The organism is Mycolicibacterium arseniciresistens (assembly GCF_030519285.1).
Taxonomy (GTDB): Bacteria; Actinomycetota; Actinomycetes; order Mycobacteriales; family Mycobacteriaceae; genus Mycobacterium; species Mycobacterium arseniciresistens.
Window position 1 is genome coordinate 1 of sequence record NZ_JAUMSQ010000128.1, and the last position, 23973, is coordinate 23973.

A 23973-nucleotide genomic window follows, 5' to 3' on the forward strand; every position below is an offset into this window, starting at 1 on the left:
CTGCGCCGTGGTGGACGGTGTGGGTCGCCGGCACCGTCCGGTTGCCGCGCAACGGCGCGTCGCCGGTGCCGAGGTTGCGGTCGAACCGCGGATGCGAGCCGCCCGCGACGAGCACCCGCAGCCGCGAGCCGGCGGGGAAGCGGTGCGCCACCGCGTCGAGTTCGATGCGCACCGTCCCGCTGACGCCGCCGGGGCGCAGATAGCCGTCGGAGACGTTGCGGGACCGGCCGCGCTCGTCGACGTGGCCGAGGCGGACGAACACGTCGTTGTGCGGGTTGTCGCAGGAGTGCGCCAATTCGATCACCGGCGTGCCGACGACGTAGAGGTCTTCGGTGAGCGGCTCACCGGTGAAGGTCAGCACGTCGGCGCGGCGGGCCAACCGGGAATCGTCGCGGTAGCCGGCCTCGGGGGACAGCAGCCGCCCGCCGATGGTCGGTGTCGGGTCGGCGGGGTCGTAGGTGAACGTCGACGACGGTGCGGCCGGATCAGGGGCGGCGCCCGCGAGCCGGTGGCCCGGGTGCAGGAACATCTCCTGCTCGGTCATGGCCGGCGGCCAGTCGGGCAGCTCGAGCCAGCCGTGACCGTTGACGAACGCCCGCACCGGGCTGCGCCGCCGCGCCGGTGCGCCACCGAGGTGGGTGGCCAGCCAGTCGAGCGTCTCGCCGACCACCGTGGCGGCGCCCTTGGTCATCAGCTGCGAGTGGGTCCACGGCCCGACGGTCAGCCCGCACGGCACACCGCGGTCGCGCAGATGCCGGTACTGGGTGAGGGACTGCTCGAGGAACAGGTCCTGCCAGCCGCTGACCAGCAGCACCGGCACCGCCACCCGGTCCAGCGCATCGGTGGCCCGCAGCCCCGCCCAGAACGGGTCGTCGGGGTCCTCGTGCTCGAGCCACGACTCGAACCACGGCGCACCGCTGCCCAGCAGGTCGCGGGCCGAGTCGCCCAGCGGCAGTCCGGCGGTGGCCCGGGCCACCTCCCGGCGGGAGCGCACCTGGCGGATCAGCGCCGCCGCCCGGCCCGGGTCCTCCTGGTGGGCGACCATGTGGCTCCAACCCAGGAAGTCGTTGAGGGAGAACGACCCGGTGCCCCAGGACGAGGCCCGGAAGTCGTGCGGCCCGACGGCGATCACGGCCGCCGCGAGTTCCGGCGGCGGGTCCTCCAGCATCGCCCACTGCGTGAAGCCCAGGTAGGACAGGCCGACGGTGGCGAACGACCCGGTGAACCACGGCTGGTCGCGCAGCCAGGCGGCGGTGTCGGCGCCGTCGGCCTTCTCGTGCACCATCGGCGTGAACTCCCCGCCGGAGCCGAATGTGCCACGCACGCTCTGCACCAGCACGTGGTAGCCGCGCGCGGCGTAGACGGCGGCGAACAGCAGTGAGAACGGGAAGCCGCGGCCGTAGGGTCCCCGCACCAGCAGCGTGCCCGCGGGCCGGTCGGTGTCGGGCACGTAGTGATCGGCGATCAGGTCGACACCGTCGCGCATCGGGACCCGCAGGCCGCGCTCGACCCGGAAGTCGCTGGTGTGGGGCGGCAGCCGCAGCAGCCGGCTGACGGTTCTGCCCGCGAGTCTGCGCAGCGGACCGGTCGAGGTGGCCGGTCGCCGGTCGGTGGTGGTCATGCGGCCAGGTTAGAGAAGCCTCGTCTCAGAACGTGTACGACGGCACCAGTTCGTGGGCGCGCTGCAGGTTGGTCTGCATGCAGTCCGGGTCCGGCTCGGAGTAGATCGGCGAGTAGAACACCGACTGCTGGATCACGCCGTAGCTGGTGTCGAACGCGATCATGCAGGTGATCCACCACCGATTGTTCCAGTCGGTCGGCTTCATGATCCAGTACTGGGCGGCGCGGTGACCGGAGACGTCGAGTTCGACGGCGTCCGGCGGGATGGTCTCCTCGTAGCTGCGCCACACGAGCGGTTCGATCGCCATCTGGTAGTTGCCCGCGTCGTACTTGCACCGCAGGCCCTCCTCCGGCTGCGGCGGCGTGAAGGCAAGCCCGATGCGCTGGACGACGTCGAGCGGGATGTCGTTACACGGGGCGAACGGGCTGGGATCGACGATGTCGACCACCGGCCACTTGATCGTCGTCGAGGCCGTCAGCGGCAGGAACGTGGACCGCAGATCGACCCCACCGGTGGCGGTGCCGGGCGACGGTGCGGTCTGCCACACCACGACCACCGCCGCGAACAGCGCGGCGAGCGCCGAGAGCAGGCGCATCCTGGCGACCATCACACCCCCTCTCAGGTCCGACCCTGCCGGGAGTGTATCGGTCCGCGGCGGCTGGATGACTCGTAACGGCCACCGTAAACGAGAACATGTTCTAGTCGCCGACAGGGGTCACCGCGGGTGCGCAAGTAGGCTGATCGGTTGTGGTCACTCCTGCGCAGCCGCGCGACCGGCGGCCGGTGTTGTGGGCAATCAGCGACCTGCACACCGGGCACAACGGCAACAAGCCCATCACCGAGTCGCTGTATCCCTCCTCGCCCGACGACTGGCTGATCGTCGCCGGCGACGTCGGTGAACGCACCGACGAGATCCGGTGGGCGCTCGACCTGCTGCGCAAGCGCTTCGCCAAGGTCATCTGGATCCCCGGCAACCACGAATTGTGGACGACGAACAAGGACCCGATGCAGATCTTCGGTCGGGCCCGTTACGACTACCTGGTCACGATGTGCGACGAGATGGGCATCGTCACCCCTGAGCACCCCTACCCGGTGTGGACGGGCGAGGGTGGCCCCGCGACCATCGTCCCGATGTTCCTGCTCTACGACTACAGCTTCCTGCCGGAAGGGGCCGCCACGAAGGCCGAGGGCCTGGCGATCGCCCGGGAACGCAACGTCGTGGGCACCGACGAGTTCCTGCTGTCGTGCGAGCCGTATGCCACCCGCGACGCCTGGTGCCGCGAGCGGGTGGCCGCCACCCGCAAGCGGCTCGAGGAGCTGGACTGGATGATGCCGACCGTCCAGGTCAACCACTTCCCGATGGTGCGCGAACCGTGCGACGCGATGTTCTACCCGGAGTTCTCGCTGTGGTGCGGCACCACCGCCACGGCCGACTGGCACACCCGCTACAACGCCGTCTGCTCGGTGTACGGCCACCTGCACATCCCGCGCACCACCTGGTACGACGGCGTGCGGTTCGAGGAGGTGTCGGTGGGATATCCGCGGGAGTGGCGGCGGCGCAAGCCCTATCGGTGGCTGCGGCAGATCCTGCCCGACCCGAAGTACGCGCCCGGCTACCTCAACGAGTTCGGCGGGCACTTCGAGATCACCCCCGAGATGCGGGACGGCGCGCGCAAGATGCAGGAGCGGGTGCAGTCGAGGCGGTCCAGGTGAGCCTGCTGCCCACGGTGATGCCACCGGCGGTGGCGACCGCCGAACTGTACGACGACCCCGCCGGCCTGGCCCCGCTGCCGGAGGAGGCGCCGCTGGTGGCGCGGTCGGTCGCCAAGCGCCGCACCGAGTTCGTCACCGTGCGCCACTGCGCGCGCCAGGCGATGTCCCAGCTCGGCCTGCCGCCGGTGCCGATCCTCAAGGGGGACAAGGGCGAACCGTGCTGGCCCGACGGCGTGGTCGGCAGCCTGACGCACTGCAAGGGCTTCCGCGGCGCCGTGGTGGGCCTGCGCTCGGAGGTGCGGTCGCTCGGCATCGACGCCGAACCGCACGACGTCCTGCCCGACGGTGTGCTCGACGCGATCAGCCTGCCGGTGGAGCGGCACGAGCTGGCCGCGTTGCCTGCCGAGTTGCACTGGGACCGGATCCTGTTCTGCGCCAAGGAGGCGACCTACAAGGCGTGGTACCCGTTGACGCACCGCTGGCTGGGCTTCGAGGATGCGCACATCACGTTCACGCCCGACGGCACCGGCACCGCGGGCACCTTCGAGTCGCGGATCCTGATCGACCCGGCCGCGGAGTTCGGACCGCCGTTGACCACGCTCGCCGGGCGGTGGTCGGTGGCCGACGGGATCGCGCTGACGGCGATCGCGCTGTGAGCAGGCCGGCACCGCCGGCCGGCATCGTCGTCGTGGACAAGCCGGCGGGGATCACCAGCCATGACGTGGTGGGCCGCTGCCGGCGGGTCTTCGGTACCCGCAAGGTGGGCCACGCAGGCACACTCGACCCGATGGCGACCGGTGTGCTGGTGGTGGGCATCGAGCGGGCGACGAAGATCCTCGGCCTGCTGACCGCCGCTGACAAGTCGTACTCGGCGACCATCCGGCTGGGGCAGACCACCACCACCGAGGACGCCGAAGGCGAAGTGCTGCAGACGGTCTCGGCTACCACGGTCGACGACGCCCAGATCGAGGCGGCGGTGGCAGCGCTGCGCGGCGACATCGAGCAGGTGCCGTCGGCGGTCAGCGCCGTCAAGATCGGTGGGGAGCGCGCCTACAAGCTGGTGCGGGAGGGCCGGACCGTCGAACTGCCGCCCCGCCCGGTGCATGTCGAGCGGTTCGACGTCACCGCGGTCAGCCGCGACGCCGCCGGCTTCGTCGACGTCGATGTCGAGGTGTCCTGTTCGAGCGGCACGTACATCCGCGCGCTGGCCCGTGACGTGGGCGCGGCGCTGGGTGTCGGTGGCCACCTCACGGCGCTGCGGCGTACCCGCGTCGGCCGGTTCGGCCTCGACGAGGCGCGCACGCTCGATGCGCTGGCCGAGCAGCCGTCGCTGAGCTACTCGCTCGACGAGGCGTGCCTGCAGGGCTTCGCGCGCCGCGAGCTGACCGACGAGGAGGCCGAGTCGGCACGCCACGGCCGCGCGCTGCGGCCGGCGGGCATCGACGGTGTGTATGCCGCGACCGCGCCCGACGGCCGGGTGATGGCGCTGCTCACCGACGACGGGCAACGGACGAGAAGCGTTGTGGTGGTGCGGCCGGCGACGCTGTGACGGTCGATGCGCCGAAGGAAGGTGCCGGGCGCACGACGCCCGGCGGACTGAGAGCCCGGCTCGAGCGCACCGCGGTCGGTAGGCTGCGCTCGTGACGGTGGCCGACGGAGCAGCCGGCCGGGTGCGACGCACCCAGGCCGAACGCAGCGCCGCGATGCGGCTCCGCCTCCTCGACGCGACCGTCGAATGCCTGGTCGATCACGGATATGCCGGCACCACCACGCACCGCGTCGCCGAGGTCGCCGGGGTGACGCGCGGAGCCCAGATCCACCATTTCCGGTCCAAGGAGGACCTGGTGATCGCGGCGATCGAACATCTGGCGCATCAGCGCGCCGAGGCCGCCATCCGGGAACTCGGCCGGATCGAGCGCAGCGATGACCTGCCTGCGGCGATCCTTGAGTTCCTCTGGGACATCCATCAGGGGCCGCTGACCGTCGCGACCTTCGAGCTGTGGATCGCGTCACGGACGGACCCGGCGCTGGCCGAGCAGGTCCAGCGGGTGGAGCCCGTCGTCAACGGCGCGGTGCTGGCGGCCATCGCGCAGGTGCTGCCCGAACGGGCCGCGGCGCAGAAGGAACTGCGCGACGCCGTCTACACCGCGATGGACGCGCTTCGCGGGATCTTCGTGGGCAGTTTCGCCGACAGTGACCCGGCCCGGCTGCGGCGCCGCTGGGATCGTGCGGCGACGCGACTGCATCGGGACATCGGCTCCGCACTCGCCGAGGCGGCGCAGGCACCGGCCTGAGCCCGTTCGAGTTGTTTGCGTTCCGGTTGGAATGTATCTTTATTCACGGCGGCGTCAGGGGGAGGAGCCGCCGGAGCGTCGGGGGCGTCACTTCGGTGATGCCCCCGACGGCACCCAAGGGCCGTTCACACGGCCGATGTCGTGCCTAGGCCACCACCCAGATCGCCTCGGCGGCCGGGCTGCCGAGGTCGACGGTGGTGCTGGTGGTTTCGCTGCCCGGGCGCGCGGGGTCGCCCGGGTCCACCGGGTTCACTGGATTCTCCACGGCTACCGAGATCATCCCGGCGAAGTCGCGCCGAGCGAGCACCCGCACCCGCGAATCGAGCGTGATGCCCACGGTGTCGAAATACCGAAGCATCTCCGGATCGGCGTCGGAGATGCGGGCCACCGTGCCGGCGTCGCCGTCCTGGCACACCGACAGCTGCCGCGCCGGAGGCGTGGGCACCTGACCGTCGGCGGCAGGAATCGGGTCGCCGTGCGGATCACGGGTGGGATGACCGAGTTTGGCGTCGATGCGGTCGAGCATCCGGTCGGAGACCGCGTGCTCGAGGATCTCGGCCTCGTCGTGCACCTCGTCCCAGCCGTAGCCCAATTCGCGGACCAGGAAGGTCTCCATCAGCCGATGGCGGCGCACCATCGCCAGCGCCGCGCGCCGGCCGGCGTCGGTGAGCGTCACCGCGCCGTACTTCTCGTGGTGGACGAAGCCCTGGTCGGCCAGCTTGCGGATGGACTCCGAGGCCGTGCTCGCGGAGACCCCGAGCCGCTCGGCGAGCATCTTGGTGCTCACCTTCTCGTGGGACCATTCCTGGGCCGTCCAGATGACCTTGAGATAGTCCTGGGCAACCATCGTCAGCTCAGGTGGGTTGCTGTCCGGACTCACAACTAGCAAGTTTAGGCAATCATCACCTGATCCGGGCATCCAGCGCGCCCACGGCGCGGCCCGGGCCGTAGGCTGGCGGTGTGCTGCGCTGGCGAGGTCAGGACGAAATCCCGACCGACTGGGGCCGATGTGTCGTCACCATCGGAGTGTTCGACGGCGTGCATCGCGGGCACGCCGAACTCATCAACCACGCCGTGAAGGCGGGCCGCTCACGCGGTGTGCCCACTGTGCTGATGACGTTCGACCCGCACCCGATGGAGGTCGTCTTCCCGGGCAGCCATCCGGCGCAGCTGACCACCCTGACCCGGCGTGCCGAGCTCGTCGAGGAGATGGGCATCGACGTCTTCCTGGTGATGCCGTTCACCTCCGACTTCATGAAGCTCACCCCGGAGCGCTACATCCACGAGCTGCTGGTGGAGAACCTGCACGTCGTCGAGGTGGTGGTGGGGGAGAACTTCACGTTCGGCAAGAAGGCCGCAGGCAACGTCGAACTGCTGCGCAGGGCCGGTGAGCGGTTCGGGTTCGCCGTCGAGAGCCTGTCGCTGGTCGCCGAACACCACCGGGAACAGTCGGTGACCTTCTCGTCGACCTACATCCGGTCCTGCGTCGACGCAGGCGACGTGGTCGCCGCCGCCGAGGCGCTGGGACGCCCGCACCGGGTCGAGGGTGTGGTGGTGCGCGGTGACGGTCGCGGCAAGGACCTCGGCTATCCCACGGCCAACGTCGCACCGCCGATGTACTCGGCGATACCGGCCGACGGGGTCTACGCCGCCTGGTTCACCGTGCTGGGCCGCGGGCCGGTGATGGGCACCGTCATCCCCGGCGAGCGGTACCAGGCCGCGGTGTCGGTCGGCACCAACCCGACGTTCTCCGGGCGCACCCGCACGGTCGAGGCGTTCGTCCTGGACACCACCGCCGACCTGTACGGCCAGCACGTCGCGGTCGACTTCGTGGCCCGGATCCGGGGCCAGGAGAAGTTCGACTCGGTCGACGACCTGATCGTGGCGATGGGCGGGGACACCGAGCGGGCCCGCACCATCCTGCGCGATTCTTTCTGAGCGCCCCGGCGCTGTTAGACTCTGCGCCGACCCGGCACGTTGCTGCAGTTCGCGGTGGCCGTGCCCTTCGGAGCCGTCCGGCTCCCGCAGTTCGCGAACTGAAAAGATGGAGTGAATTCGTGGCGCTCACCGCCGATCAGAAAAAAGAGATCCTGGGCTCCTACGGCCTGCATGCGACCGACACCGGTTCGCCCGAGGCGCAGGTGGCACTGCTGACCAAGCGCATCGCCGACCTGACCGAGCACCTCAAGCTGCACAAGCACGACCACCACTCGCGGCGCGGCCTGCTGCTGCTCGTCGGCCGCCGTCGCCGGCTGCTCAAGTACGTCGCGCAGGTCGACGTGGAGCGTTACCGCTCCCTGATCGACCGGCTGGGCCTGCGTCGCTGACGCTGTTCACGTGCGGACGCTGCCCGCGGTCGTCACGGCCGCGCTGCTCGCGGCCGCGGGGCTGACGGGCTGCTCGTCGGCCGCCGCGGCCGACATGGGGGTGGGGGACTGCCTGAAGATGGGCGGCACCCTCGACCGTCCGGAGGCGACGAAGGTCGGCTGCGGCACACCGGAGTCGAATTTCAAGGTGGTCTCTGTGCTGTCCGGCGAGGCGGGTGACAGCGACCAGTGCCCCACCGACGTCGACTCGTACTACTCGATGCGCAGCGCGTTCCGCGACACCGGCCAAACGATCTGCATGGACATCGACTGGGTCGTCGGGGACTGCATGAGCATCGACCCGGAGAACTCCCGTGACCCGGTGCGGGTGGACTGCTACGACGGCACGATGCCGCACCGCCAGCGGGCCACCCAGATCCTCGACGAGGTCGCCAACGTCGACCAGTGCACCACCGGCGTCGGCTACGCCTACGACGAGCGACAGTTCACCGTGTGCGTCGAGGACGTGTCCTGATCGGCCCGGTCTTTAGGGTCCGGACCAGCCAGGTTGTACCATTGATCTGTCCGCGCGGATTTCGTTCACCCGCGGGCATCGGGTGCGGTTTCGCAGATCCGCGAAAGCCGTTCCCGCGTGTCATATCGGGACCCGCCTGATGGCACGGTCTTCGGTAGTGGCTGCCGGACAGGAATCCGGCAGCTTCGATCGACGGCCGTAGCCGCATCAAGGCTGGTGGTTCAGGGCGCCGTTCCGGCTGCCCGGCATGTCCGACGGTGACCACGCGAAACAGCTGAATGATGTTCAGAGAGGCCATACGGACGCCTATGTCTGTAGTTGAAATTGAAGACGGCGTGTACGAGTCCACCGCCGTGATCGACAACGGGAGCTTCGGCACCCGCACCATCCGCTTCGAGGCCGGCCGGCTGGCCCAGCAGGCGGCCGGTTCCGTCGTCGCCTACCTCGACGACGAGACCATGCTGCTGTCGGCCACGACCGCCAGCAAGAACCCCAAGGACCACTTCGACTTCTTCCCCTTGACGATCGACGTCGAGGAGCGGATGTACGCAGCGGGCCGCATCCCCGGTTCGTTCTTCCGCCGCGAGGGCCGGCCGTCCACCGACGCGATCCTCACCTGCCGGCTGATCGACCGCCCGCTGCGGCCGACGTTCGTCTCCGGCCTGCGCAACGAGATCCAGGTCGTCGTCACCGTGATGAGCCTGGATCCCAAGGATCTGTATGACGTGCTCGCGATCAACGCCGCCTCGGCGTCCACGCAGATCTCCGGGCTGCCCTTCGCCGGCCCCGTCGGCGGCGTGCGCGTCGCCCTGATCGACGGACAGTGGGTCGCGTTCCCGACCGTCGAGCAACTCGAGCGTGCGGTGTTCGACATGGTGGTCGCCGGCCGAAAGGTCGACGACTCCGGAAAAGAAGACGTGGCGATCATGATGGTCGAGGCCGAGGCCACCGACAACGTGATCGAACTGGTCGCCGGCGGAGCCGGTGCGCCGACCGAGAGCGTCGTGGCCGAGGGCCTCGAGGCCGCCAAGCCGTTCATCGCGGCCCTGTGCACCGCCCAGCAGGAGCTGGCCGGCAGTGCGGGCAAGGAGACCGCGGAGTACCCGCTGTTCCCGGAGTACCAGGACGACGTGTTCGACGCGGTGGCCGCGGTGGCCACCGACGAGCTGTCCAAGGCGCTGACCATCGCCGGCAAGGAAGAGCGCAACGACCGCACCGACGAGATCAAGGTCGAGGTGCTCGGCCGGCTCGCCGACCAGTTCGCGGGTCGCGAGAAGGAGATCGGCGCCGCGTTCCGGTCGCTGACCAAGAAGCTCGTCCGCCAGCGCATCCTGACCGACCACTTCCGCATCGACGGCCGTGGCGTCACCGACATCCGGGCGCTCAGTGCCGAGGTGGCCATCGTGCCGCGGGCACACGGCAGCGCGTTGTTCGAGCGCGGCGAGACCCAGATCCTGGGTGTCACCACGCTGGACATGGTCAAGATGGCCCAGCAGATCGACTCGCTGGGGCCGGAGACGTCCAAGCGCTACATGCACCACTACAACTTCCCGCCGTTCTCGACCGGTGAGACCGGTCGCGTCGGTTCGCCGAAGCGTCGCGAGATCGGTCACGGCGCGCTGGCCGAGCGGGCCCTGATGCCGGTGCTGCCGAGCATCGAGGAGTTCCCGTACGCGATCCGTCAGGTGTCGGAGGCGTTGAGCTCCAACGGCTCGACGTCGATGGGTTCGGTGTGTGCGTCGACGCTGTCGCTGCTCAACGCCGGTGTGCCGCTTAAGGCTCCGGTCGCGGGCATCGCGATGGGCCTGGTGTCCGACGACGTCGAGGTGGACGGCAAGACCGAGCGCCGCTTCGTGACGCTGACCGATATCCTGGGCGCCGAGGACGCGTTCGGTGACATGGACTTCAAGTGCGCAGGCACCAAGGACTTCGTCACCGCGCTGCAGCTCGACACCAAGCTCGACGGCATCCCCTCGCAGGTGCTGGCCGGGGCGCTGGCCCAGGCCAAGGATGCGCGTATCACCATCCTCGAGGTGATGGCCGAGGCCATCGACGAGCCCGACGAGATGAGCCCGTACGCGCCGCGCATCACCACGATCAAGGTGCCGATCGACAAGATCGGCGAGGTCATCGGGCCCAAGGGCAAGATGATCAACTCGATCACCGAGGAGACCGGCGCGTCGATCTCGATCGAGGACGACGGCACCGTGTTCGTCGGCGCCTCCAACGGCGAGGCTGCGCAGGCCGCGATCGACAAGATCAACGCCATCGCCAACCCGCAGCTGCCCAAGATCGGTGAGCGATTCCTCGGAACCGTGGTCAAGACCACCGATTTCGGCGCGTTCGTCTCGCTGCTGCCGGGTCGTGACGGTCTGGTCCATATCTCCAAGCTGGGCCGCGGCAAGCGCATCAACAAGGTCGAGGACGTGGCGAAGGTCGGCGACAAGCTCCGCGTGGAGATCGCCGACATCGACAACCGCGGCAAGATCTCGTTGATCCTGGTGGCCGAAGAGGCCGCCGAGGGCGGCGACGGCACCGCCACCGCCGATTCGGGCGCAACGCCTGTCGATGCCGCGACCAGCAGCAGCTAGGTCCGGAGCAGCGGCGCTGCGGCGCGGTCACCGCGACTCCACCTCGGAGTCGCGGTTCCGCCGCAGCACGCTGCCCGGCGGGCTGCGGGTGGTCACCGAGTACATCCCTTCGGTGCACTCGGCGTCGGTCGGGCTGTGGGTCGGTGTCGGCTCGCGCGACGAGGGCCACAGTGTGGCCGGGGCCGCGCACTTCCTGGAACACCTGCTGTTCAAGTCGACGCCGACCCGGTCGGCGGTCGAGATCGCCCAGGCCGTCGACGCCGTCGGCGGTGAGCTGAACGCGTTCACCGCGCGCGAGCACACCTGCTACTACGCGCACGTGCTGCACACCGATCTGGAGTTGGCCGTCGATCTGGTGGCCGACGTGGTGCTGCGGGGCCGTTGTGCGGCAGGCGATGTCGAGGTCGAGCGCGACGTGGTGCTCGAGGAGATCGCCATGCGTGACGACGATCCGGAGGACACGCTCGGCGACGTGTTCCTCACCGCGATGTTCGGCTCGCATCCGGTGGGCCGCCCGGTGATCGGCAGCGTCGAGTCGATCGAGGGCATGACCAGGGCCCAGCTGCACTCCTTCCACGTGCGCCGCTACGTGCCCGAACGCATGGTGCTGGCGGTGGCGGGGAACGTCGACCACGACGAGGTGGTCCGCCTGGCGCGCGAGCACTTCGGCGATCGACTCGTCCGCGGGCGCAACGCGATTGCGCCGCGCAAGGGCACCGGCCGCATCGGCGGGCGCCCGTCGCTGCAACTCGTGGACCGCGACGGTGAGCAGACCCACCTCTCACTGGGGGTGCGCACGCCCGGCAGGCACTGGGAGCACCGCTGGGCGCTGGCCGTGCTGAACAGCGCGCTGGGTGGCGGCTTGAGCTCCCGGCTGTTCCAGCAGGTGCGCGAGACCCGCGGCCTGGCCTACTCGGTGTACTCGACGGTGGACACCTTCGCCGACAGCGGAGCCCTCTCGGTGTACGCGGCGTGTCTGCCCGAGCGGTTCGACGAGGTGGTCCGGGTGGTCACCGACGTGCTCGACGGGGTGGCGCGCGACGGCATCACCGAGGCGGAGTGCCGGATCGCCAAGGGATCGATGCGCGGCGGGCTGGTACTCGGCCTGGAGGACTCCGGGTCGCGGATGCACCGCATCGGCCGCAGCGAGCTGAACTACGGCGAGCACCGCAGCATCGAGGCGACGCTGGACCTGATCGACGCGGTGACGCTCGACGAGGTCAACGCGGTCGCCTCGCAGCTGCTCACCCGGTCCTACGGCGCGGGAGTGCTGGGGCCGCAGGCGGACAAGACGCTGCCCGAGCGGTTGCGGGTGCTGGCCGGCTGATCCGCCGCGCTACCGCACCTGCAGTGAATCGTCGCGGCGCAGCACGAAGAAGTACGGTGTCCTGATGCCGCGCAGGTCCATCGCGCCGAGCACGGTGTCGTCGTCGAGCCGGCGGAACACGTCGTTGATGGGCAGCTGGTCGTACACCATTGTGGCGGTGTCGACGTCGCGGTAGCGGGTGGTGCGCAGCCGGGCCTTGGGTCCGCGCGCCCGCAGCGCCGGCTTGAGCGCGGCGATGGGGCCTGCGAAGTTCTGGCGCTTGAGCGCCGGGATCCTGGTGGCCAGCCCGAGGCCGCTGAACGCCAACACCGGGTTGAGGGGCCACAGCGCGTCGCCACCGGCGGTCGGGAACAGCAGCGGGTGCACGGTCTCGCCGTCGACGAACTGCTTTCCCCACCACCCGCTTGCGGCCAGCATCCCGTCCAGTGGGTGGCCGGTGGGCAGTTCCGCGCCGTGCCAGGTGCCGATCATCGACTCCGTCGGCACGGCGGGGCAGCCGTCATACAGCGCGAGCGCATCGGCTGTGGTGGTCGGGGCATGGGGCAGGACGTCGGCGAGCTGCATGGCTCCACGATACTTGACAGGTGTCAACGTTTGGGAGTGGCGGCAGACTGAGGAGCGTGCGCCCGACCGATGCCTGTCCCTGCGGCAGCGGCGACCCCTACGGCGGGTGCTGTGGTCCGCTGCACCACGGTGAGCGGCATGCCGAGACGGCGGAGCGGCTGATGCGGTCGCGGTTCAGCGCCTACGCCGTCGGCGACCTCGAATATGTGTGGCGGACTTGGCATCCGCGTAGCCGTCCGGACGCACTGACACCGGATGCCTCGCTGGAGTGGACCGCCCTCGAGGTCCTCGACGTGGTGGCCGGCGGTGCGGGCGACGAGAACGGCGAGGTGGAGTTCCGCGCGCACTACCTGCAGGACCGACGAAGCGGGACGCTTCATGAGCGGTCCCGCTTCGTGGTCAGAGCCCGCCGGTGGTTCTACGTCGACGGGACGTTGTTCGAGTAGTCGATCAGGCCAGCACGGTGGCCGGATCGGTGAAGGGCAGCTCGAGCGCGTCGGCGACATGCTCGTTGAGCAACGCGCCCTCGTGGGTCGACAGGCCCTTCGCGAGCGCGGCGTCCGCCGCGCAGGCCGCCTGCCATCCCTTGTCGGCCAATTTCAGCACGTAGGGCATGGTCGCGTTGGTCAGCGCGAACGTCGAGGTGCGCGGCACCGCGCCGGGCATGTTGGCCACGCAGTAGAAGACGGTGTCGTGCACCGCGAACGTGGGGTCGTCGTGCGTGGTGGGGCGGGAATCCTCGAAGCAGCCGCCCTGGTCGATCGCGATGTCGACGAGCACGGCACCCGACTTCATCCCGGCCACAGTCGAATTGGTGACGAGCTTGGGGGCCTTGGCGCCCGGCACGAGCACCGCACCGATCACCAGGTCGGCACGCTTGACGGCGTCTTCCAGTTCGAGCATCGACGAGTAGCGGGTCTCGATGGCGCCGCTGTTCTCGTTGTCGATCTTGCGCAGCGTGTTCACGTTGAGGTCGAAGACGGTGACGTGCGCGCCCATGCCCTTGGCGATGCGGGCGGCGTTGTATCCGGCCACGCCGCCGCCGATGACGACGACCTCGGCGGGTGCGACGCCGGGCACGCCGCCCATCAGGACGCCGCGGCCGCCGTGGCTGCGCATCAGGTGGTAGGCGCCCACCTGGGCGGAGAGCCGACCGGCGACCTCGCTCATCGGCGCCAACAGGGGCAGCGCGCCGTCGGCGGTCTGAACGGTCTCGTAGGCGATCGACGTGGTGCCCGAGGCGATCAGGGCGTCGGTGCAGGGCTTCGAGGCGGCCAAATGCAGATAGGTGAACAGGGTCTGACCCTCGCGCATGCGCGCGTATTCGGGCTCGATCGGCTCTTTGACCTTCAGGAGCAGGTCGGCTTCCGCCCACACTTCGTCGGCGGTGCTGATGATCTGCGCGCCTGCGGCTTTGAAGTCGCGATCGATGATCGCCGAACCCTCACCGGCGCCGGCCTCGACGAGCACCTCGTGGCCGCGGTGGGTCAGTTCCGCCACTCCGGCGGGGGTGATGGCGACGCGGTATTCGTTGTTCTTGATCTCGGTCGGGATACCGACACGCATGATCGCTCCTTGAGGTTGTGGGCTGCATCAAGTGTGAAGAACATTCGGGAGATTCGCAATAACATTGCGGATAATTCGGTATGCTGCCGGTGTGAATGATGATCCGACGATCTCGGCCTATCCGGAGCCGCGCGAGCCGAAGGATGTTCGGGCCGTTCCGCTCGACGAGACGGATCGCCGCATCCTGGCCGCGCTGCACGCCGATGCGCGGATGTCGAACAGCGCACTCGCCGAGCAAGTCGGCATCGCCGCGTCGACGTGCCACGGACGGGTCCGACGACTGCAGGAGGTCGGCGTGATCCGCGGCTTCTACGCCGACATCGACCCGGCGGCCATCGGTCTGTCACTGCAGGCGATGATCTCGGTGACGCTGCAGTCGCACTCCCGCGGCAAGATCCGCAGTTTCATCCAGCACATTCGGCGGCGCCCGCAGGTGATGGACGTGTACTTCCTCGCCGGCGCCGACGACTTCATCCTTCACGTCGCCGCCCGCGACACCGATGACCTGCGTTCGTTCGTGGTGGAGAACCTCAACGCCGACGCCGATGTCGCGGGTACGCAGACGTCGCTGATCTTCGAGCATCTGCGCGGCGCGTCGCCGGTGTGACCTCGCCGAGCCGTCGCGCCGGCGCCCGCTTACTGTGGGCGGCATGTCGCATGTGCTGTCGGTCAACGTCGCTCGTCCGCGGGCGAACCCCGCGAAACCGTCCGCGACCACCGGGATCGACAAGGCGCCCAGCGACGGCGCCGTCCTGGTGCAGGCGCCCGGATCTCCAGGCCCCGGCTCGGGCAGCGGCCTGGCCGGCGACATCATCGGGAACGGGAAGCTGCACGGCGGTGGCGACCAGGCGGTGTACGCGTACGCCCGGGAGGACCTCGACAACTGGTCCGGCCGGCTGGACCGCCAGATCAGCGACGGCATGTTCGGCGAGAACCTCACCACGTCGGGTGTGGACGTCACCACCGCGGTCATCGGCGAACGCTGGCGGATCGGTTCGGACGGCCTGGTGCTGGAGCTCACCGCGCCCCGCACGCCCTGCAAGACGTTCGCTGCGTGGCTCGAGATTCCCGGCCTCATCAAGACCTTCACCGCGGCGGCCGTTCCGGGTGCGTATTTCCGCGTGATCACCCCGGGGCACGTCCGGGCGGGCGACTCGATCACCGTGACCGACCGGCCCGACCACGGCGTCACCGTCCAGACCGTGTTCCGCGCGCTGTTGACCGACCCGTCGCTACTCGACGGGCTGCAGTACATCGATGCGCTGGCGGAGGACATCAAGCGCAAAGCGCGTCGTCGCGCCGAACGCTCGGCCTGAGCCGGGCCGCGCCGCAGGTCATGCGGCGCCGGGTTTTTCACCGTCATCGTCGTCGGCTCCTGGTTCCGCGAGGTATTCCTGAGGGTGGTGGTAGCGGTTGGTCCGGGATTGCCCGGTGTCGAGATGTTCGGGTGGAATCCAGTGCACCCGTCCGTCGACGCGGCGGGTGGTCCAGCCTTTTTCCTTCATCCGGTTGTCCGGCCCGCACGCCAGGCCGAGGTCGGTGATGTCGGTGGCTCCGCCGTCGGCCCAGGGATTGAGGTGGTCGACCTGACACCAATAGCCCGGCACGGTGCAGCCGGGCCGGGTGCACCCGCGATCCATGGCGTGCAGCACGATCCGTTGGGCAGCGGAGGCGATGCGCCGGGTGCGGCCCAGGTAGAGGGGCAGTCGGGTGTGTTCGTCGAACACCGCGAGGTAGTGGTAGGCGTGCGAGGCCATCCGGATCAGGTCGGCCATCGGCAGCAACGACCCACCGCCGGTGACCGCGACCCCGGCGCCGCGCTGCAGGTCCTGCACGGTGGTGCTCGCGATGACGCTGACCGGCAGCCCGTGGTGCTGCCCCAGCTCTCCGGAAACCAGCAGCGCGCGTCCGACGGCGGTGAGCGCGTCGTGGCGACGCTGGCCGGGGGTGCGCAGATCGCGGCGGGCCGCGTCGGGGTCGGGTTCGCCGTCAACGGTCGGTGTGTCGTCGTCGGGGTTGCACATGCCCGGTGCGGCCAGCTTGGCCAGCAGCGGTTCCAGGGTGGCGCGGCACTGGGGGTCCAGAAGTCCGGTGAGGCGGCTCATGCCGTCGGCGTCTTGGCGGCCCAGGGTGAGGTGGCGTTTGCGGGCCTGGCCGTCGGCGGGTTCGGGGCCGTCGGGGTCGAGCAGCAGGATCAGCCGGTCGGCGGCGGCCTGGAGTTGCTCGGGATCCAGAGTGCAGGCGACGGCGGCCAGCGTGTGTTCGGCCTGATCGCGTGTGGTCCCGTCGATCCATGGGGGCAGCTTCTTGTTCAGCGTCTTGTAGATGATCTGGATGTGTTCGTCACTGATGCGGCCCTCGGCCTGGGCGGCGGCGGTGTTGGCCAACAGCGGTGGCAGTGGCTGGCCGGTGAGTGCCCGTCGCGGTCCCAGTTGCTGGGCGTCGGTGATGCGCCGGCCGGCTTCGGTGCTGCTGATCCGCAACCGGTGCACCAGCAGGTCTTTGAGGGAGGAGCCGCCCAGGTCGGCCGCGTCGGCGTCACGCTCGAGGATGGTGAGGAGCTCGTGGCTGAACGTGGCATGGCGCCGCTGCAGCACCTCCCAGTCCTCGGCAGCGGCGATCAGCTCGCGGGGTGAGGCATTGCCTGCGGCCAGCTCGTCGCGCAGAGCGTCGAAATCGGCGGCCATCGCCTTGATCCGCACCGACAAGCTCTGCATGTATCGAACATTAGTTCGATGGTCTGACAAGAACGGCCGCGATGTGGCGGGCGGAGCAGAAGTGACAGAAGGGATTTGGACACCTTGCGAGCGTGCGGAAAACGCCGCCCGCGACGGCGTGTCGACGAGCAGACACGCACGCTCGCAGGAGGTGCCCCCGCCAGCGGGCGGTGCCCCCCCAAGTGGAGGCGCCCCCGGCACGCTCGTCGCGTTGATTCGGGCGCCGACTAGGCTCCCTGGCATGCGAGTAGGGGTGCTGGGCGCGAAGGGCAAGGTCGGTGCGGCGATGGTGTCGGGCGTCGAGGCGGCCGACGACCTGACCCTCTCGGCGGCCGTCGACGCCGGAGACCCATTGAGCCTCTTCGTCGACAGCGACACCGAGGTGGTCATCGACTTCACCCATCCCGACGTGGTGATGGACAACCTGAAGTTTCTCGTCGACAACGGGATTCACGCCGTCGTCGGCACCACGGGGTTCACCGACGAGCGGCTGGCTCAGGTGCGGGACTGGCTGTCGGAGAAGCCCGACACCGCGGTGCTCATCGCCCCGAACTTCGCGATCGGCGCTGTGCTGTCGATGCACTTCGCGCAGCAGGCCGCGCGGTTCTTCGATTCGGTCGAGGTCATCGAACTGCACCACCCGCACAAGGCCGACGCGCCGTCGGGAACGGCGACCCGCACCGCCAAGCTCATCGCCGAGGCGCGAAAAGAGCTGCCGCCCAACCCCGATGCCACCAGCACCGGCCTGGACGGAGCCCGCGGCGCCGACGTCGACGGTGTGCCGGTGCACTCGATTCGGCTGGCCGGCCTCGTCGCGCACCAGGAGGTGCTGTTCGGCACCGAGGGTGAGACGCTCACAATCCGTCACGACAGCATCGACCGCACGTCGTTCGTGCCGGGAGTGCTGCTCGCGGTGCGGAAGGTGGCGGATCGGCCGGGGCTGACCATCGGCATCGAGCCGTTGCTCGACCTATGACCGAAGGCGGCCGCGCCCTGCGCATCCAGGTGCTCATCGGCTTCATGTGCGTGGCGCTCGTCGTCTACTTCATCCTGCTCGGCCGCATCGCCATGGCCTTCATCACCTCCGGCGAGGCGGCGGCCATCGGGCTCGGGGTGGCGCTGCTGGCGCTGCCGTTGATCGGCATCTGGGTCATGGTGAGCACGCTGCGGGCCGGCCTCGCGCATCAGCGGCTGGCGCGGACGGCACGCGAGCGCGGCATGGAACTCGACGTCAGCGGACTACCGCGGATGGCGTCGGGGCGCGTCGAACGTGAGGCCGCCGACGCGCTGTTCCAGACCGTGCGCGCGGAAGTGGAGGCCGAGCCGGACAATTGGGTCCGCTGGTACCGGCTGGCCAGGGCCTACGACTATGCCGGCGACCGAAGCCGGGCCCGCGAGACCATGCGCAAGGCCGTCGAACTGGAGGAGCGGACGTGAGCAGGACCCTGCTCGTCGTGCACCACACCCCGTCGCCGGCGACCAGGGAGCTGCTGGAGGCGGTGCTCGAGGGCGCGCGGGATCCCGACATCGCCGGTGTCGACGTCGAGGTGCGCCCGGCGCTCGCCGCCACGCTGCCCGACATGCTCGGCGCCGACGGCTATCTGTTCGGCACCACCGCGAACTTCGGCTACATGTCCGGCGCGCTCAAGCACTTCTTCGACACGGTCTACTACCCGAGCCTCGACCACGTGGCAGGCCGCCCCTACGGACTGTGGGTGCACGGCAACAACGACACCGTCGGCGCCGCCGCCGCGGTGGAGAAGCTGGCGACCGGTCTTGCCCTGGCCAAGGCCGCCGACGTGCTCGAGGTCGCCGGGCCGGTCGATTCCGGCGTTCGCGAACGCGCGTATGAACTCGGTGGCACATTGGCAGCCACCCTGATGAACTGACGTCCACCCACCACCAGGAGGACCCATGCCGGGAATCGCCGAACTCGCGCTCGGAGCGGCGCCGCTGGCAGGAGGCGCCCTGCTCGGCATGGTCGCCGGCAACATCAAGGGGCCTGACGTTCGGGGCCTCATCCTCAAGGACCTCGACCTGCTCCAGCGGATCCCGGATGACCAGCCCGAACTCCGGGCCGGACTCAAGCGCAGCATCGACCAGCGCATCGCGGACCTGATCGCCGCGAACGACCGCAGCCAGCAGATGCGAACGGCCGCAATGTCGTATCAGGGCGACTGGCGCGACATCTTCGTCTTCATCTGCGCAGTCCTGTTCACGGTGATCTGGTGGAACGTCAAGCACGACCGGCCGAATTGGCTGGTGATGTTTCTCGCGATGATCGTGCTGTGCATCGCCACCGGCATCTATGCCGCGCGCGGCGTGCTGCGTGCGCTGTTCAAGCGCCGCCGTCAGAAAAACTGACCGTCGGATCCTCGGCGTCGAAAGCACTGCGCAGCAACCGGATTCCCTCGGCCTCGATCTCGACCGACGTGGTGTCCGCGAGCTCGGTGTAGGGCGTCACCCGCATCGACGTGGCCGCCGCGCGCCCCTCGAGCTCCCAGGTGCCCGCCACGAACCCGTCGACCAGCACGGTGCCGGGGAACACGCCGTTGCCACCGGCGAACAGCCGCTTGCGGTGCGCGTCGCTGATCACCCGCGTGCGGTCGGCGTGCGAGAGCACCAGGTTGTCGAACGCCGCCACCAGCCGCGCCGGCGCAGGCTGGTCGGGATCGGGCCGCGGTGCGTCGGGCAGGTCGTAGACCCGCCGGCCGCTGTCGGTCTGCAGCCGGATCAGCCGGTCGGAGAGCCGGTCGAACACCTCACCGAGCCGGGTGAGCCCGCTCCATGTCTGCATGTCGGCCACCGAAGCCGGCCCGAAGGCGCCGAGGTACCGCAGCACGAGGTCGTCCATCGACAGCGTGTCGGTCGCCGGGCCGAGCCAGCCAACCGCGGTGGTCAGCCGCACCTGCCCGCTGCGCTGCCACAGCGCCCGCGGCGGCACCTGCACCAGCGGCACCAGGCTGCGACCGATCTCGGTGAGCGCCCGAAGAGGGCAGTCCGGCCACCGCTCGGCGAGCCGGGCACCCAACTCGGCCGGTGTCAGCGCCTCGGTCTCGAGGATCTCGGCGGCCGTGGCGGCGACGGCGTCCACGTCGACGTCGCCGAGCGCGGCGCCGTGCATCCCGCGCAGCATTCGGTCCAGCAGCGGTTGCACCAGGGGACGGAGCCGGTGGGCGTCGGCCGCGCTGACGAGGTGAATCGTGCCGCGCATCAGCACGATTCGCGCGGCCCGACGGTCGAGCAGCAGCCCGGACAGTTCGTCGGCGGTGAAGTGCTCGAGCCGGCTCCAGAGCCCGTAGTAGGGCGGGAACGGCGCCTGGGCCTGCATACCGACGAGGTGCTCGAGGGCCTCGAGCGCGCTCATCGACGAGCGCTGCAGCAGCAGCTGACGGGCCAGCGTGGCCCGGTTCAGCGCCCGCTCCGAGAGTGGGGTCAACTGGGCAGGGCGGTCTCGAACAACTCCTGCAGGGCGATCCAGTGCCGCTCGGCGGCTTCCTCGTCATAGGGCACGTTGTCCGGCACGGCGAACCCGTGCCCGGCCGGGTAGATCTCGACGGTGTGCGTGACGCCGGCCGCGGTGAGCGCCTTCTCCAGCGTCTCGGCGTGCTCTGTCGTGAAGGACTTGTCGTTCTCGGCGCCGGCGACGTAGATCGTCGCGGTCATCCGGTCGGCGAGCAGGTGCGGGCTGGCGTCGTCACCGTCGACCACCAGGCCGCCGCCGTGGAAGGACCCGGCCGCGGCGATGCGGTCGGGCAGCAACCCGGCCAGGGTCACCGAGATGCGCCCGCCCATGCAGTAGCCGCAGACGCCGAACCGGTCGCCGCGCACCTCCGGGCGGGCGGCGAGGAAGTCGAAGAACGCGCCCGCGTCACCCGCGACGCGCTCCGGCGTCAAGGAACTGATCATCCCGAACAGCCGCTTGCGCGCCGCCTCGTCGGTGAACACCGTGCCCATGTCGAACGGCTCCCAGTCGCCGTCGCGGTAGTAGACGTCGGGCAGCAGCACGGCGTGGCCGAAGCCGGCCAGCCGGGCGGCCATCTCCTGGAAGGTCGGGCGCACGCCGCCGGCGTCGGGGAACATCACCACACCCGACCAGGGGCCGGTGCCGTTCGGCGTGTGCAGCGTGACGGGGCAGGCGCCGTCGGGCGTGTCGATCGTGGCGTTGATACTCGGCATGGCTTCGTTTCTACTCGCCGGGGGTGGACGTAAGCTGAGCGACGTGCCGATCGAGACGCCGTACGAGGATCTGCTGCGTCTGGTGCTCTCGGAGGGAACGCCGAAATCCGACCGCACCGGCACCGGCACCCGCAGCCTGTTCGGCCACCAGCTGCGCTACGACCTGTCCGCCGGATTCCCCCTGATCACCACCAAGAAGGTGCACACCAAGTCGATCGTCTACGAATTGCTTTGGTTCCTGCGCGGTGACTCCAACGTCCGGTGGCTGCAGGAGCGCGGTGTCACGATCTGGAACGAGTGGGCCTCGCCGACAGGCGATCTGGGCCCGGTCTACGGGGTCCAGTGGCGGTCGTGGCCGACGCCGTCGGGGGAGCACATCGATCAGATCACCGCGGCGCTCGACCTGCTGCGGACCGACCCGGACTCCCGGCGCATCATCGTCTCGGCCTGGAACGTGGGGGAGATCCCCCAGATGGCGTTGCCGCCGTGTCACGCGTTCTTCCAGTTCTACGTCGCCGACGGCAGGCTGTCGTGCCAGCTCTACCAGCGCAGCGCCGACCTGTTCCTCGGCGTGCCGTTCAACATCGCGAGCTACGCGCTGCTGACGCACATGATGGCGGCCCAGGCCGGGCTCGGCGTCGGCGAGTTCATCTGGACCGGCGGTGACTGCCACATCTATGACAACCACGTCGAGCAGGTGACGCTGCAGCTGAGCCGGGAGCCCCGGCCGTACCCGCAACTCCTTCTGGCGCAGCGTGACTCGATCTTCGACTACACCTACGACGACATCTCGATCCTGAACTACGATCCGCACCCGGCCATCAAGGCCCCGGTGGCGGTATGAGGACTGCTCGCAGGTCCGAGTCATGTCGCTGAGTCTGGGCCTCATCTGGGCTCAGTCCACCTCAGGGATCATCGGCCGGGACGGCGGCATCCCGTGGCGGCTGCCCGAGGACCAGGCCCGGTTCAAAGACCTCACCATGGGCCACACCGTGGTGATGGGCCGGCTGACCTGGGAATCGCTGCCGGCCAAGGTGCGGCCGCTGCCGGGACGCAGGAACGTCGTCATCACCCGGCAGGCGGAGTACGCGGCCGACGGCGCCAGCGTGGTCGGCGACCTCGACGAGGCGGTCGGCGACGACGACACCTGGGTGATCGGTGGCGCCCAGATCTATACGCTCGCGATGCCGTTGGCGACGCGGTGCGAAGTCACCGAGGTGGAGATCGACCTGCCGCGGGAGGACGCCGACGCGGTGGCGCCGGTCCTCAACGGCGACTGGGTGGGGACCGCGGGGGAGTGGCTGACCAGTGCCGCCGGCCTGAGATACCGATTCTCCAGCTACCGCCGATCCTGAGTCCCCGCGCACTGAGCGCTCCCCGCGGCAGGAATGCGGCGCCGCACCGCCGCGTTAGGCGTAAGACGACCGGTCGTTTTCCTCGGTCACCGCACAGAAGGGAGACTGCAATGAAGCTTCTCGACGAGGTCCTCGCCGCATACGGCGGTGCTGACCGGTGGCAGCAGCTCGACACGCTCGGGATTCACCAGATCGTGGGCGGCGTGCTGTGGCCGCTCAAGGGCGTCGGCGGCATCCTCGACGACTCGACGGTGCAGATCCGGGTGCAGGAGCAGCACACATGGCACCGACCGCTACCGACACCGGGATTCCGGTCGCACTTCACCCCCGGCCTGGTGGTGATCGAACACGATGACGACGCGCACCAGCAGGTGGAGGAGTTGCGCGACCCTCGCTCGTCCTTCACCGGTCACACTCTCGAGACGCCTTGGTCACCCTCCCAACTCGCGTACTTCTCGGGATACGCCATGTGGACGTATCTGACCGAGCCCTACCAGCTGACCTTTCCGGGCGTGCAGACCGAGGAACTCGGCACCTGGCACGAACGCGGCGAGACCTGGCGACGGCTGGCCGTCCGGTATCCCGACGACATCGCCACGCACAGCTCCGACCAGGTGCTCTACGTCGACGCCGACGGGTTGCTACGCCGGCGCGACTACCAGGTCGACATCGCCGGCGGGTCCCCCGCGGCGCACTACATGGACGACCACCGCGAATTCGACGGCATCGTGCTGCCCGTCACCCGCATCGTCCATCCGCGCGACGACGACGGCAGGCCGGTCGAAGACGTCGTCACCGTCTCCATCGACATCGACGACGTGCGGACCGGCTGGAGGTAGCCCGTGCCCAAGCCCAGCCTCCGCGAGGCTCTCCTGGACGCCGGCTTCGCCGCGTTGCACGCCGGTGGGTACACCGCCACCGGGGTGGCGGCGATCGCTGCAGCCGCCCACGCGCCGAAAGGGTCCTTCTACAACCACTTCCCGAGCAAGGAGGCGCTCGCCCTCGAGGTGCTCGCCCGGTACGGCCAACAGCGCCGGCTCTCGCTGCTCGACCAACCCGATGTGCCTGCGGCGCAACGTGTCCGCAACCACCTCGAACACCTGAGGCAGGACCTCGCCGCGCACGGCTACCGGCGCGGCTGCATGTACGGCAACTTCGCCGCCGAGGCGCCCGCGGACGCGCCCGCGGTCACCGCCGCCGCGGTC

Annotated in this window: 28 protein-coding genes; 20 read left to right on the plus strand and 8 right to left on the minus strand. The window is 69.6% G+C overall.

Annotated elements, in window-relative coordinates; all coding sequences use genetic code 11:
* The coding region (locus tag Q2100_RS16915; RefSeq protein ID WP_302915016.1) for a CocE/NonD family hydrolase at positions 1-1621 on the minus strand (1621 nt) is incomplete at its 3' end.
* Between the two features lie 25 nt (positions 1622-1646).
* A complete protein-coding gene (locus Q2100_RS16920; RefSeq protein WP_264013506.1) occupies positions 1647-2228 on the minus strand; it encodes a DUF3558 domain-containing protein in 582 nt (193 codons plus the stop codon).
* Between the two features lie 140 nt (positions 2229-2368).
* Here Q2100_RS16920 and Q2100_RS16925 point away from each other — a divergent pair, with 140 nt between their 5' ends.
* The 4 genes from Q2100_RS16925 to Q2100_RS16940 all read left to right on the plus strand — a co-directional run bounded on the left by Q2100_RS16925 (position 2369) and on the right by Q2100_RS16940 (position 5628).
* The gene (locus Q2100_RS16925; protein WP_269896244.1) at positions 2369-3334 is read left to right on the plus strand and encodes an ACP phosphodiesterase PptH; all 966 of its coding nucleotides are present in this window, start codon (positions 2369-2371) and stop codon (positions 3332-3334) included.
* Between the two features lie 17 nt (positions 3335-3351).
* Positions 3352-3990 (plus strand): 4'-phosphopantetheinyl transferase PptT, encoded by a 639-nt coding sequence (gene pptT, locus Q2100_RS16930; RefSeq protein ID WP_302915032.1) that lies wholly within the window; start codon positions 3352-3354, stop codon positions 3988-3990.
* Entirely contained in the window at positions 3987-4883 is an 897-nt protein-coding gene (gene truB, locus Q2100_RS16935; RefSeq protein ID WP_302915017.1) for a tRNA pseudouridine(55) synthase TruB, read from the plus strand. Before pptT ends, truB begins: the two co-directional genes overlap by 4 nt.
* 91 nt (positions 4884-4974) lie before the next feature.
* Entirely contained in the window at positions 4975-5628 is a 654-nt protein-coding gene (locus Q2100_RS16940) for a TetR/AcrR family transcriptional regulator (RefSeq protein ID WP_407667640.1), read from the plus strand.
* 145 nt (positions 5629-5773) lie between these two features.
* On the opposite strand, the gene mntR is transcribed toward Q2100_RS16940, so the two are convergent.
* Positions 5774-6475, minus strand: coding sequence for a manganese-binding transcriptional regulator MntR (mntR, locus tag Q2100_RS16945; RefSeq protein WP_269896263.1), 702 nt, complete (start codon positions 6473-6475; stop codon positions 5774-5776).
* Between the two features lie 113 nt (positions 6476-6588).
* Here mntR and Q2100_RS16950 point away from each other — a divergent pair, with 113 nt between their 5' ends.
* The 5 genes from Q2100_RS16950 (at position 6589) to Q2100_RS16970 (ending at position 12387) form a co-directional block, all read left to right on the plus strand.
* Entirely contained in the window at positions 6589-7566 is a 978-nt protein-coding gene (locus tag Q2100_RS16950) for a bifunctional riboflavin kinase/FAD synthetase (protein ID WP_269896242.1), read from the plus strand.
* 119 nt (positions 7567-7685) lie between these two features.
* Positions 7686-7955 carry a 30S ribosomal protein S15 gene (gene rpsO, locus Q2100_RS16955; RefSeq protein ID WP_264013500.1) on the plus strand — a complete coding sequence of 90 codons (270 nt, stop codon included), beginning with the start codon at positions 7686-7688 and terminating at the stop codon, positions 7953-7955.
* A 10-nt stretch (positions 7956-7965) separates the two neighbouring features.
* On the plus strand, positions 7966-8469 hold the full coding sequence (gene lppU, locus Q2100_RS16960) for an LppU family putative lipoprotein (protein ID WP_407667641.1): 504 nt from the start codon (positions 7966-7968) through the stop codon (positions 8467-8469).
* Between the two features lie 308 nt (positions 8470-8777).
* On the plus strand, positions 8778-11060 hold the full coding sequence (locus Q2100_RS16965; RefSeq protein ID WP_264013499.1) for a polyribonucleotide nucleotidyltransferase: 2283 nt from the start codon (positions 8778-8780) through the stop codon (positions 11058-11060).
* Entirely contained in the window at positions 11038-12387 is a 1350-nt protein-coding gene (locus Q2100_RS16970) for a M16 family metallopeptidase (protein ID WP_264013498.1), read from the plus strand. The genes Q2100_RS16965 and Q2100_RS16970 overlap by 23 nt, the downstream gene beginning before the upstream one ends.
* Positions 12388-12396: 9 nt before the next feature.
* On the opposite strand, the gene Q2100_RS16975 is transcribed toward Q2100_RS16970, so the two are convergent.
* A complete protein-coding gene (locus tag Q2100_RS16975) occupies positions 12397-12951 on the minus strand; it encodes a DUF4334 domain-containing protein (RefSeq protein WP_302915018.1) in 555 nt (184 codons plus the stop codon).
* Positions 12952-13007: 56 nt separating this feature from the next.
* Between Q2100_RS16975 and Q2100_RS16980 the strand changes: the two genes are divergently transcribed.
* Complete coding sequence (locus Q2100_RS16980; protein ID WP_302915019.1) at positions 13008-13397, plus strand: YchJ family protein; 390 nt, start codon at positions 13008-13010, stop codon at positions 13395-13397.
* 4 nt (positions 13398-13401) lie between these two features.
* Here the strand turns inward: Q2100_RS16980 and ald are convergent, their stop codons facing one another.
* On the minus strand, positions 13402-14517 hold the full coding sequence (ald, locus tag Q2100_RS16985) for an alanine dehydrogenase (RefSeq protein WP_302915020.1): 1116 nt from the start codon (positions 14515-14517) through the stop codon (positions 13402-13404).
* Positions 14518-14608: 91 nt separating this feature from the next.
* Between ald and Q2100_RS16990 the strand changes: the two genes are divergently transcribed.
* Positions 14609-15124 (plus strand): HTH-type transcriptional regulator AldR, encoded by a 516-nt coding sequence (locus tag Q2100_RS16990; protein ID WP_302915021.1) that lies wholly within the window; start codon positions 14609-14611, stop codon positions 15122-15124.
* Positions 15125-15167: 43 nt separating this feature from the next.
* Entirely contained in the window at positions 15168-15833 is a 666-nt protein-coding gene (locus tag Q2100_RS16995) for an MOSC domain-containing protein (RefSeq protein WP_302915022.1), read from the plus strand.
* An 18-nt stretch (positions 15834-15851) separates the two neighbouring features.
* Here the strand turns inward: Q2100_RS16995 and Q2100_RS17000 are convergent, their stop codons facing one another.
* On the minus strand, positions 15852-17234 hold the full coding sequence (locus tag Q2100_RS17000) for an HNH endonuclease signature motif containing protein (RefSeq protein ID WP_302915023.1): 1383 nt from the start codon (positions 17232-17234) through the stop codon (positions 15852-15854).
* Between the two features lie 241 nt (positions 17235-17475).
* Here Q2100_RS17000 and dapB point away from each other — a divergent pair, with 241 nt between their 5' ends.
* The 4 genes from dapB to Q2100_RS17020 are packed head-to-tail and all read left to right on the plus strand — an operon-like array spanning position 17476 to position 19598.
* Positions 17476-18210 (plus strand): 4-hydroxy-tetrahydrodipicolinate reductase, encoded by a 735-nt coding sequence (dapB, locus tag Q2100_RS17005; RefSeq protein ID WP_302915024.1) that lies wholly within the window; start codon positions 17476-17478, stop codon positions 18208-18210.
* A complete protein-coding gene (locus Q2100_RS17010) occupies positions 18207-18671 on the plus strand; it encodes a tetratricopeptide repeat protein (protein ID WP_269896231.1) in 465 nt (154 codons plus the stop codon). The genes dapB and Q2100_RS17010 overlap by 4 nt, the downstream gene beginning before the upstream one ends.
* A complete protein-coding gene (locus Q2100_RS17015) occupies positions 18668-19123 on the plus strand; it encodes a flavodoxin family protein (protein WP_264013488.1) in 456 nt (151 codons plus the stop codon). The genes Q2100_RS17010 and Q2100_RS17015 overlap by 4 nt, the downstream gene beginning before the upstream one ends.
* A 25-nt stretch (positions 19124-19148) precedes the next feature.
* A complete protein-coding gene (locus Q2100_RS17020; protein ID WP_302915025.1) occupies positions 19149-19598 on the plus strand; it encodes a hypothetical protein in 450 nt (149 codons plus the stop codon).
* Here the strand turns inward: Q2100_RS17020 and Q2100_RS17025 are convergent.
* Positions 19573-20673, minus strand: a complete 1101-nt coding sequence (locus Q2100_RS17025; protein ID WP_302915026.1) for a winged helix DNA-binding domain-containing protein — start codon at positions 20671-20673, stop codon at positions 19573-19575. The two genes, Q2100_RS17020 and Q2100_RS17025, sit on opposite strands and share 26 nt — an antisense overlap.
* Positions 20670-21413 (minus strand): dienelactone hydrolase family protein, encoded by a 744-nt coding sequence (locus Q2100_RS17030; RefSeq protein WP_302915027.1) that lies wholly within the window; start codon positions 21411-21413, stop codon positions 20670-20672. The genes Q2100_RS17025 and Q2100_RS17030 overlap by 4 nt, the downstream gene beginning before the upstream one ends.
* Before the next feature lie 43 nt (positions 21414-21456).
* On the opposite strand from Q2100_RS17030, the gene Q2100_RS17035 reads away from it, so the two are divergent.
* The 4 genes from Q2100_RS17035 to Q2100_RS17050 all read left to right on the plus strand — a co-directional run.
* A complete protein-coding gene (locus Q2100_RS17035; RefSeq protein WP_302915028.1) occupies positions 21457-22257 on the plus strand; it encodes a thymidylate synthase in 801 nt (266 codons plus the stop codon).
* Positions 22258-22279: 22 nt separating this feature from the next.
* The gene (locus tag Q2100_RS17040; protein WP_302915029.1) at positions 22280-22768 is read left to right on the plus strand and encodes a dihydrofolate reductase; all 489 of its coding nucleotides are present in this window, start codon (positions 22280-22282) and stop codon (positions 22766-22768) included.
* A 110-nt stretch (positions 22769-22878) separates the two neighbouring features.
* Positions 22879-23607, plus strand: a complete 729-nt coding sequence (locus tag Q2100_RS17045; protein WP_302915030.1) for a hypothetical protein — start codon at positions 22879-22881, stop codon at positions 23605-23607.
* Between the two features lie 3 nt (positions 23608-23610).
* The coding region (locus Q2100_RS17050) for a TetR/AcrR family transcriptional regulator (protein ID WP_302915031.1) at positions 23611-23973 on the plus strand (363 nt) is incomplete at its 3' end.